Here is a 9,905-nt window from a genome sequence, read left to right on the forward strand (position 1 = left end):
GCCCGCGAGGCGCCCCCCACCGTCCGGTCGTCCCGCGGGGGCGTCCGCGCGGCGCCCGGGGCCGTCCGGGCCTCGACCGGGCCCGAACCCATGGCACGGTCCCCCTTCACGGATGCCTCCACTGCCACCGGTGCCTCCCTACGGCGTCCGTGCCGCCGCCCGTCCCGCCGGCCCCGCCGGCTCGTGGTCGTCGAGCGCGGAGCGCAGCCGGCGGAGGCCGTCGCGCATGCGGGTCTTCACGGTACCGAGCGGGAGCCCCAGGGACTGCGCGATCTCCCGCTGCGAGTAGCCGCCGTAGTAGGCGAGGACCAGCGATTCGCGCTGGGGCCGGCTGAGCCGGGCGAGGGCGCGCCGGACCCGCTGGACGTCGAGGAGCCGCTCCGCCTGGTCGGCCACCGACTCGCCGACGGGCCGCTCGCGCAGGGCGGCCCGGACCTCGCGGTCGCCGGCCGCCTGGGTCGACCGGATGCGGTCGACCGCGCGGCGGTGGCCGAGGGTGAGCGTCCAGGCGAGCACGCTGCCCCGCTCGGGCCGGTACGCGGCGGCGGTGCGCCAGACCTCCAGCATGACCTCCTGGGTCACCTCCTCCGCGTGCGACGGACTGCGCAGCGTGCGCAGCGCGACGCCGTACACGGGCGGGGCGAGCGTCGCGTACAGCGCGGCGAACGCGTCCGTGTCGCCGTGCGCCGCCACCAGGGCCATCAGCTCGGCCGGGTCCGCCGGGTCCGCCGGGTCCGCCAGGTCCACCGGGTCGGCTGCGGGCCGTGGGGCGGGTCGTGGGGCGGCGCGTGCGCGGGTGCTCGTGGTCACGGGGTCCACGGTGCGGCGTTCCGGCCGGCCGGGCGACTCGCACCCATTGTGCATCGTTTTCCGGCCGCGTCCGAAACCGGGGCGATCCGGTGCACGGGTCGGCTCCGAAGGACGGGGTAGCCGCGAGACCGTACGACAGTCCCGTCCCGCGGGCCGTCCATCGCGACCACCATGACCGGCACCGGGACGGGTGCCAGGCCGACCACCCGGCGCGGCCACTCGCGCCGGGGGCCGTCGCTCGGACTCCGTACCGCCCGAGCCCATCACCGACCGGGAGGCCGCCATGCCCGCACCGCTCACCTGCCTGGTCACCGGCGCCACCGGCTACATCGGCGGCCGTCTGGTGCCCGAACTGCTCGCCGCCGGGCACCGGGTGCGCTGCCTGGCCCGCGACCCGGGCCGGCTGCGCGACCAGCCCTGGCGGCCCCGGGTGGAGACCGCGAAGGGCGACGTCACCCGGCCCGAGACGCTCGTCGAGGCGCTGCGCGGAGCCGACGTCGCCTACTACCTGGTCCACTCGCTCGGGACCGGCCCCGGCTTCGAGGAGACCGACCGGCGGGCCGCCCGGGACTTCGGCGCCGCCGCCCGCGAGGCCGGGGTGCGCCGGATCGTCTACCTCGGCGGGCTCGTCCCCCGCGGCGTCCCCGCGTCCCGGCTCTCGCCGCACCTGCGCTCGCGCGCCGAGGTCGGGCGGCAGCTGCGCGACAGCGGCGTGCCCACCGCCGAGCTCCGGGCAGCGGTGATCATCGGCTCCGGCTCGGCCTCCTTCGAGATGCTCCGGTACCTGACCGAACGGCTGCCCGTGATGGTCACCCCGCGCTGGGTGAACACCCGCATCCAGCCGATCGCGGTCCGGGACGTGCTGCGTCACCTGGTCGCCGTCGCCGGCCTGCCGGCCGACGTGAACCGGAGCTTCGACCTCGGAGGCCCCGACGTGCTGACCTACCGGCAGATGATGCAGCGCTACGCCCGGGTGGCCGGGCTGCCGCCGCGGCTGATCCTTCCCACCCCGGCCCTCACCCCCTGGCTCTCCGGGCACTGGATCGGACTCGTCACCCCGGTGCCGAACTCCATCGCCCGGCCGCTGGTCGAATCGCTGCGGCACGAGGTGGTCTGCACCGAGCACGACATCGTCAGGTGGTCGCCCGACCCGCCGGACGGCGCGACCGGCTTCGACCGGGCGGTCGCCCTCGCGCTGCGCCGGATCCGCGACGCCGAGGTCTCCACCCACTGGTCCTCGGCCAGTCTCCCCGGCGCCCCCAGCGACCCGCTTCCCACCGACCCCGACTGGGCCGGCGGAAGCCTCTACCAGGACGTCAAGGAGCTCGACACGGACACCGCTCCGCAGGACGTCTGGCGGGTCGTCGAGGGGATCGGCGGCGACAACGGCTGGTACTCCTTCCCGCTCGCGTGGGAACTGCGCGGCCGGCTCGACCGCCTGGCCGGCGGCATCGGGCTGCGTCGGGGCCGGCGCGACCCGGCCCGGCTGCGGGTCGGTGACCCGCTCGACTTCTGGCGGGTCGAGGAGATCGACCCCGGACGGCTGCTGCGGCTGCGCGCCGAGATGCGCCTGCCCGGCCTCGCCTGGCTCGAACTCTCCGTGGCACCGAACGGCGCCGGCGGAACGCACTACCGCCAGCGCGCCCTCTTCCACCCGCACGGGCTGGCCGGCCACGCCTACTGGTGGTCGCTCGTGCCGTTCCACTCCGTGGTGTTCGGCGACATGGCCCGCAACATCACCGGCCGGGCCCGTGCCGCCGCCGGACGGGGAAACCGGGGCTGAACCCGCTCCCGCCCAGGGCCGTGGGCACGGCGACGGCGGTCCACGGCGGTCCACGGCGTGGTCGCGCCGCCCGGCCCGCTCGTTCGCCACCGGCTCACGGGGCGGACCGATCTCGGCCGACCGGTCCTCCCCACCGGTGCCGCCGGCCCGGAGGCAGCATGACGAGGCCGTCCGCCTCGCCGCCGCCCCCGACCCCGCCGGTGGGGTCCGGGCGCGGGGCTCACACGTCCCGGGTTTACAGCACCATCGCCTCGAACTGGAACTCGGGGGCGGTCAGCGTCTGCTCGGACCAGATGACCTTGCCCCGGGCCGTGTACCGGGTTCCCCAGCGCTCGGCCGTCTGCGCCACCAGGAACAGCCCCCGCCCGCCCTCGTCCGTCGTGGCCGCGTAGCGCAGGTGCGGGGCGGTGCTGCTCCCGTCGGAGACCTCGCAGACCAGGCTGGTGTCGCGCAGCATGCGGACGCGGACCGGTTCGGCACCGTAGCGGATGGCGTTGGTGATCAGTTCGCTGAGGATCAGTTCGGTGGTGAAGCTCAGTTCCTCCAGGCCCCAGACGGTCAGCTGGTCGGCGCACGCCCGGCGGATGCCGGAGACGGCGGCGAAGTCGAACGGCACGTCCCAGGTGGCCACCTGGTCGGGTTCGAGCAGCCGTGTGCGGGCGACGAGGAGGGCGATGTCGTCGCGGGGGTGCGGCGGGACCAGCGCGTCGAACACGGCCCGGCAGGTGTCCTCCGGGGATCCATCGCCCTCGGCCCGGGCGCTCGCCATGGCGCGGCGCAGCGCGGTGAGCCCGTTGTCCAGGTCGCGGTCCCGGCCGGTGACGAGGCCGTCGGTGTAGAGGGCCACCGTGGTGCCGGGTGCCAGCTGGAGCTCGGTGGTCTCGAAGGGCAGACCGCCCACACCGAGGAGCGGGCCGGCGGGCAGGTCGACGATCTCCACCCGGCCGTCGGGCAGGATCAGCGCGGGCGGCGGGTGGCCGGCCCGGGCCATGGCGCAGGTTCCGGAGGCGGGGTCGTAGATCGCGTACAGGCAGGTGGCGCCGGTGACCGCGCGCTCGCCGTCCTCGCTCCCGTCGCCGCCGTCACCGTCCGCCGGGGCCGCCTCGTTCTGGTCGAGCCGGGTGACCAGTTCGTCCAGGCGGGCGAGCAGTTCGTCCGGCGGCAGGTCGAGGGCGGAGAAGTTGAGGACGGCGGTGCGGAGCCTGCCCATCGTGGCCGCGGCGTGCAGGCCGTGGCCGACGACGTCGCCGACGACCAGCGCCACCCGGAAGCCGGGCAGGGGGAGGACGTCGAACCAGTCCCCGCCGACCCCCTGCCGGGCCGGCCGGTAGCGGTAGGCGACGTCGACCGCGCTCTGTTCGGGCACGTTGCGGGGCAGCAGGCTGCGCTGCAACGCCTCGGCCAGCCGGTGTTCGCGGGTGTAACGGCGGGCGTTGTCGAGGCACACGGCGGTGCGGGCGACGAGTTCCTCGGCGACGGCGACGTCCTCGTCCTCGAAGGCGTCGGACTCCCGCGCGCGCCAGAAGGTGACCGTGCCCAGGGTCAGGCCGCGTGCCGTGAGCGGCGCGGAGATCAGCGAGTGGACCCCGGAGGCGAGCATCCGGTCGGCGGTCGCCGGGTCGGCGTCCCGCCAGGCCCGGGACCGACGCAGGTCGGTCACCAGGGTGGCCTGACCCGTCGCCAGGGCGGTGGCCTCCGGTGTGCCGGGCGGCGGGTCGTTCCGCGCGCCCACCGGGCGGAAGGACGGGTCCTCGCGGACGCCGCCCACGGCCACCCGGCGGACCTGCGGACCGTCGGCGGTGCCCGGACCCGGCACCGGTTCGTCCCCGTGCAGGACCGCCTCGGCGAGCTCCACCGTGGCGAAGTCCGCGAACCGCGGCACCGCCACGTCGGTCAGTTCCTGCGCGGTCTGCACCACGTCCAGGGTGGTGCCCACCCGGAGCCCCGCGTCGTACAGCAGCCGCAGCCGGGCCTGCGCCGCCTCGGCCTGCCCGGCCAGCGCCCGCAGCTCGGTGGTGTCCCGGATCGTGGCGACGCTGCCGGCGCCGCCGCCGAACGGCGCGGTCGAGCGGACGTTGACGGCGAGCAGGCGCCCCGCGGCCCGGTGGACCTCGTCGGTGGCGGACCGCCCCGACGCCAGCAGCTCGGCCAACCCCGGATCGAGCCCCAGCTCGGCCACCGGACGCTCCTCGACCCCGGGCCGCAGCTCCAGCAGCCGCCGGGCCTCGTCGTTCGCCAGCACCACCCGCCCGTCCTCACCGATGATCAGCACGCCCTCGCGAACGGCGTGCAGCACCGCGTCGTGGTGCTCGTACATCCGCGTCATCTCGGCCGGGCCCAGGCCCCGCGTCTGGTGGCGCAGCCGGCGCCGCACCAGCACCGCCCCGGCCGTGCCCGCCACGAGCGCGGCGGCCGCGCCCCCGAGCAGCAGCGGCAGCTGTCCGCCCACCGCGCCGAGCGCGCTCTCGACGTAGTAGCCCACCTGGACCAGGCCCGCCACCGAACCGTCCGGCCTGGTGACCGGCGCGCTCGACTCCATGTCGTGCGACAGCGGGTTGTTCATCGTCAGGGTGACCGGGCCCTTCAGCTCCTCCTGCAAGGGGCCGTAGACGGGCTGACCGATCAGCTCGGGGTGGTCGGTGGAGGCGTAGCGGGTGCCGTCGGGGCCGGCGAACACGACGTAGTCGAAACCGGTGCTGTTCCTCACCGCCACGGCCAGCGGTTGCAGCACCGCGGTCGGATCGGCGCTGTCCATGGCGTCCAGGACCGTCGGGACGTGCGCCAGGGCGATGGCCGCGGCACGCGTCCGGTGCTCCGCGTCACGCGTGGCGTAGCTGCGGGCCTGCAGGATCAGTGCCGCCAGCGCGGCGGCGACGAGCAGCACCACCACGACCAGCATCCAGAGGAACACCTGTCCGGCGACACTGGGCGCCCGGAGCCGTGACCGCAGACCGCCTCCGGCGGAGCGGGGTCCGCCGGGTCCGCTCGAGGCCGTGGTCCCGAGGTCACGGCCGTGCATCCCATCCATCCAGGCCGTCCCCACGCATCCGGATCATGCCGCGCCCACTCTGCCACCCCGCCCCCGGACGCGCCCCCGATCCGCGACCGGCACCCGGTCGGCGTCACCCGGTCGGCCGGTCGGAACGCGCGAGGGTGCCGCGTGTCCGTCATCGGCCCGCCGTGCGACCGGACGGTCGGGCTTGCCCCGCGGGTGGGTACCGCCCGGGTCAGGCCGGGGGCGGAGTCGGTGGAACGGAGCACGTCCTCGCGCTCGTCGAGGGCGAGGACGTCGGAAGGACCGTTCGTGGGGAGGGCGGCGACGCGTTCGGGTTCGCCACCGGGCGGAGGCTGCTCAGGAAACCGTCCCGGCGGGCGTCATGGGGTGACACCCGCCGGGACGCCGCGTCCTACTTCTCCTCCGGCTCCCAGGCACGGAGCAGGTCGAGGAGCCCCGCGTCCCCGTCAACGCGCAGGGACTCGGCCTTGATCCGGTCGTACAGGTAGAGGACCAGTTCACTGGCCGTGCCGTGGACGGAGGCGCCGGCGGCGTCCGGCTCCTCGCCGGTCGTGGCGGTGGGCGCGGGGACGCGGGTGACGCGGGCGCCGTCGCCGTCGACGGTGAGGCGCCAGGAGAGGCCCTCGGCGGCGTGGAAGTCGAAGGCCGTGGGCTTGTGCGGCCAGGCGCTCGGCGTCGCGCAGACGGTGAACAGGAACTCCTCCACACCGTCGAGCGTCAGCTCGCCCGACAGCGGCTGCGGGGCGCCCCCGGCGAGCTGGGCGTCGTAGGTGTGCACCGCGGTCTCCTGGACCCGGTGCCGGGCGACGCCGCCGACGGTCGTCGGTGACTGCGACGCGGGCCACCACGTCCAGCAGCCGCTCTCCGGTCCCGCCGCGCGCAGGGCGTCCAGCAGAAGCCGCGTCGACGCTTCCAGCCAGGCCACCAGGGCCTCGCGCTCCTGCGGCACCTCCAGCGCGGCGCGCGCGGCGACGGCCTCGGCCGGCGGCCCGTCGGCGGGCCCCGCGCCGACGATGGCGGCCCAGAAGCGGTCTCCCCCACCCAGGTGCTTCACCAGATCGGCCAGCGTCCACCCGGGGCAGCTCGGAACCTGCGCGTCGAGACCGGGCGCGGCGGCGACCACGGCACGGAAGGCTGCCGACTGCTCGTCGATCAGTCGCAGCAGGTCGGGGAACTCAAGATTCTTTTGCACGCCGGATGTCTATCACCGCCCTCCGGTGATCGAACAGCGATTATTCACCGTCGCCGCCGCTCGGCGACGTGACGTCCACCCGGTGCGCGCGGTCGTGCTGCCGCTCACTGCTCCTCGGGTGGCTGTCCGAGGCGGGCTCGGGTCCTGTGGTCGAGTGGCCGAATGGCCGAGGCCGTGGGGGAGTTCGGGGAGGCGGCCGGGTGGGGGTGTCGCGGCCGGCGCCGGCCGGCGGTGCGGGTCTCCCGCCCGGCCACCCGACCTGCTAACTTAGGTGAGCCTAACCAACTGATCGACCTGACAGCATGACCAGGGGGGACCCCATGACCGACCAGCCGATCCGCAGGACGCCGCGCGTCCGCGAGACGCGGGTTCTGCGCACCGAGCGGATCACGCCGCACATGGTGCGCCTGGTCCTCGGCGGCGAGGGGCTGGAGGACTTCGACGCCACGGAATTCACCGACCACTATGTCAAGGTGCTGTTCGCGCCCGCGGGTGTCGACTACGCGGAGCCGTTCGACCTGGCGCGGATCCGCGAGGAGTACCCGCGCGAGCAGTGGCCGGTCACCCGGACCTACACCGTGCGGGCCTGGGACCCGGCACTGTGCGAGCTGACCATCGACTTCGTGGTGCACGGTGACGAGGGTCTGGCCGGGCCGTGGGCGGCCCGGGCGCTGCCCGGTGAGACGGTGCGCATCCTGGGCCCCGGCGGCGGCTACGCCCCGGAGGCGGACGCCGACTGGCACCTGCTCGTCGGTGACGAGAGCGCGCTGCCGGCGATCGCGGTGGCCCTGGAGCGGATGCCGGCCGGCGCCGTGGTGCACGCCTTCATCGAGGTCGCCGACGCCGCGGAGGAGCAGAAGATCGTCTCGCCCGCCCCCGTCGAACTCGTCTGGCTGCACCGCGGTGAGCGCCCGGTGGGCGAGGCCCTCGTCGAGGCGGTGCGCGGGCTGGAGTTCCCCGCCGGCACGGTGTCGGCCTTCGTCCACGGGGAGGCCGGCTTCGTCAAGGAGCTGCGGCGCCAACTGCGCGTGGAGCGCGGTGTTCCGCGCGAACGGCTGTCCATCTCCGGCTACTGGCGGTTCGGCCAGGACGACGATGCCTGGCGGGCGGTCAAGCGCGAGTGGAACGCCCAGGTGGAGGCCGAGCAGGAGCGGGTCGACTGACCCCGGATCCGGCGCGCGGGCTGTCGAGGAGACCGGCCGGATGCCGGCGGTCGGTTTCCTCGGGCTGGGTGGCGGGACACAGGTGGACGGCGGGACACGGGCGAGGACGTACTCGTTCCAGCCGTCTCGGCGTGGGTAGTTGACGGAGGACGGACATCCCTCCGTGCACGAGTCGTCCCGGACCCGGGGCGTCGCGTGCCTCCTCGCCACAAGGAGACCAGCAGCGATGAACACGTCCGAGGCGCGCCCGGCCGACCCCGCCGGTGACGGCGGTCCCACCGATGACCCCGCGTTCCGCAACTACGTGGAGATCGTCCTCGACGGACTGGCGGACGAACCGGGGCAGGCCGTCCTGGTCAGCGGCGAACGACGGCTCGGCGCCGCGGAGTTCCGCTCCCTCGTCTACCGGCTCGCCCGTGCCCTGCGCGAGCGGGGCGTGGAGCGCGGCCGCACCGTGACCCTGCTGTGCGGCAACATCCCGGAGACCGTCGCGGTCCGCTACGCCGTCAACCTGCTGGGCGCGCACTTCAACCACCTGTACATCCGGCTGGGCGTCGACGTCCAGGCCCGGATCATGGCCGACGTCGAGACCTACGCCTTCATCGTCGACCCCCGCCTCGCCGAGCGCGCCGCGCTCCTCGCGGCCGCGGTGCCGGTCGAACACGTCCTGGTCCTCGGCGAAACCGGCGACGGGGAGGCAGAGTTGGGCGACGACCTGCTCGCCCTGGCCGCGTCCCGGTCGGACGAGCCGCTGGCCAGTGCCGCCCGGCCGGACGACCTGTGCTTCATCCGCCACTCCGGCGGCACCACCGGCCACCCCAAGGGCATCCGCAGCACCTTCGCCCGGATGCAGGGGAACTGGCTCCGCGCCGTGCTCACCGGTGAGCAGCGGCGGGACCTGGTGTGCACGCCGCTGTCGCACGCGGCCGGATTCGTCGCCGACGGCACCCTCGCCAACCGCGGCACGGTCGTGCTCCACTACGGCTTCGACCCCGGCGAGATCCTGGCCACCGTCGCCCGCGAGCGCATCACCGACCTGTTCCTGCTGCCCCCGCTGCTCTACCAGGTGCTGGACCACCCCGACGCCGGAACCACCGACCTCTCCAGCCTCCGGCAGATCACGTACGGGGGCACGCCCTCCTCGCCGGTGCGCATCGCCGAGGCGGTCCGCCGCTTCGGCCGGGTGTTCCAGCAGGCCTACGGCCAGTTCGAGGCCGGCATCGTCAGCGTGCTGTCCGCCGCCGAGCACGACCCCGACCGCCTCGACCTGCTGCGCACCGCCGGCCCGCTGGTCGACGGCGTCGAGGTGGAGATCCGCGACGAGGCCGACCGCGCGCTCCCGACCGGGGAGCTCGGCGAGATATGCGTCCGGTCCGAGTTCGCGATGGAGGGCTACTGGAAGAACCCGGAGCTGACCGCCGAGGTCCTGCGCGGCGGCTGGGTGCACACCGGCGACCTCGGCCGGCTCGACGAACACGGCTACCTCTCCGTCGTCGACCGGATCAAGGACATGATCGCCGTCGTCGGCGGCCACGTGTACACCACCGAACTCGAGGACTTCCTCCACACCCACCCCGGTGTACGGCACTGCGCCGTCTACGGGGTCCGCGGCGAGGGCGGCCACGAACGCGTCCACGCCACCGTGGTGCCCGGCCCCGGGGCGGACGTGACGGCGCAGGAGCTGCGGACGCTGGTCCGCGACGGCCGGGGCGAGATGTACGTGCCCGACGTCATCGACTTCGCCGACGTGCTGCCCCTCACCGACACCGGCAAGCCCGACAAGAAGGAACTCCGCCGCCTCGCCACCCCGGAGAGCTCATAGGCCTGTACGGACCGCACGGACCGCCGGCTGTCCCGGCACGGCCCCGTACGGGAGCGGCGCGCGCTCGCGCCGTCCCCGTACGAGGCCGCCCCGCTTGCCGGGCGGGCGGGTGCGGAGGC

General features: G+C 75.0%; 6 protein-coding genes. 3 read left to right on the forward strand and 3 right to left on the reverse strand.

What is annotated here, in order from left to right:
- Window positions 1-138: 138 nt before the first annotated feature.
- The gene (locus AB0E96_RS33370; protein ID WP_359829542.1) at window positions 139-810 is read right to left on the reverse strand and encodes a sigma-70 family RNA polymerase sigma factor; all 672 of its coding nucleotides are present in this window, start codon (window positions 808-810) and stop codon (window positions 139-141) included.
- Window positions 811-1,093: 283 nt separating this feature from the next.
- On the opposite strand from AB0E96_RS33370, the gene AB0E96_RS33375 reads away from it, so the two are divergent.
- On the forward strand, window positions 1,094-2,593 hold the full coding sequence (locus AB0E96_RS33375; RefSeq protein ID WP_359829543.1) for an SDR family oxidoreductase: 1,500 nt from the start codon (window positions 1,094-1,096) through the stop codon (window positions 2,591-2,593).
- Between the two features lie 235 nt (window positions 2,594-2,828).
- Here the strand turns inward: AB0E96_RS33375 and AB0E96_RS33380 are convergent, their stop codons facing one another.
- Both AB0E96_RS33380 and AB0E96_RS33385 read right to left on the reverse strand, forming a co-directional pair.
- Window positions 2,829-5,492 (reverse strand): SpoIIE family protein phosphatase, encoded by a 2,664-nt coding sequence (locus tag AB0E96_RS33380; protein WP_359829547.1) that lies wholly within the window; start codon window positions 5,490-5,492, stop codon window positions 2,829-2,831.
- A gap of 508 nt (window positions 5,493-6,000) precedes the next feature.
- Window positions 6,001-6,801 carry a maleylpyruvate isomerase family mycothiol-dependent enzyme gene (locus AB0E96_RS33385; protein WP_359829544.1) on the reverse strand — a complete coding sequence of 267 codons (801 nt, stop codon included), beginning with the start codon at window positions 6,799-6,801 and terminating at the stop codon, window positions 6,001-6,003.
- 320 nt (window positions 6,802-7,121) lie between these two features.
- Between AB0E96_RS33385 and AB0E96_RS33390 the strand changes: the two genes are divergently transcribed.
- Together AB0E96_RS33390 and AB0E96_RS33395 are read left to right on the forward strand one after the other, a co-directional pair.
- Entirely contained in the window at window positions 7,122-7,964 is an 843-nt protein-coding gene (locus AB0E96_RS33390; protein ID WP_359829545.1) for a siderophore-interacting protein, read from the forward strand.
- 226 nt (window positions 7,965-8,190) lie between these two features.
- A complete protein-coding gene (locus AB0E96_RS33395; RefSeq protein ID WP_359829546.1) occupies window positions 8,191-9,786 on the forward strand; it encodes an AMP-binding protein in 1,596 nt (531 codons plus the stop codon).
- Window positions 9,787-9,905: the final 119 nt, after the last annotated feature.

The organism is Kitasatospora sp. NPDC036755, assembly GCF_040636595.1.
Lineage (GTDB): Bacteria > Actinomycetota > Actinomycetes > Streptomycetales > Streptomycetaceae > Kitasatospora.

Coding starts and splice junctions, on each gene's coding strand:
- AB0E96_RS33380 (WP_359829547.1), bottom strand. CDS start 5,492: ATGCTGGTCGTGGTGGTGCTGCTCGTCGCCGCCGCGCTGGCGGCACTG.
- AB0E96_RS33390 (WP_359829545.1), top strand. CDS start 7,122: ATGACCGACCAGCCGATCCGCAGGACGCCGCGCGTCCGCGAGACGCGG.
- AB0E96_RS33395 (WP_359829546.1), top strand. CDS start 8,191: ATGAACACGTCCGAGGCGCGCCCGGCCGACCCCGCCGGTGACGGCGGT.
- AB0E96_RS33375 (WP_359829543.1), top strand. CDS start 1,094: ATGCCCGCACCGCTCACCTGCCTGGTCACCGGCGCCACCGGCTACATC.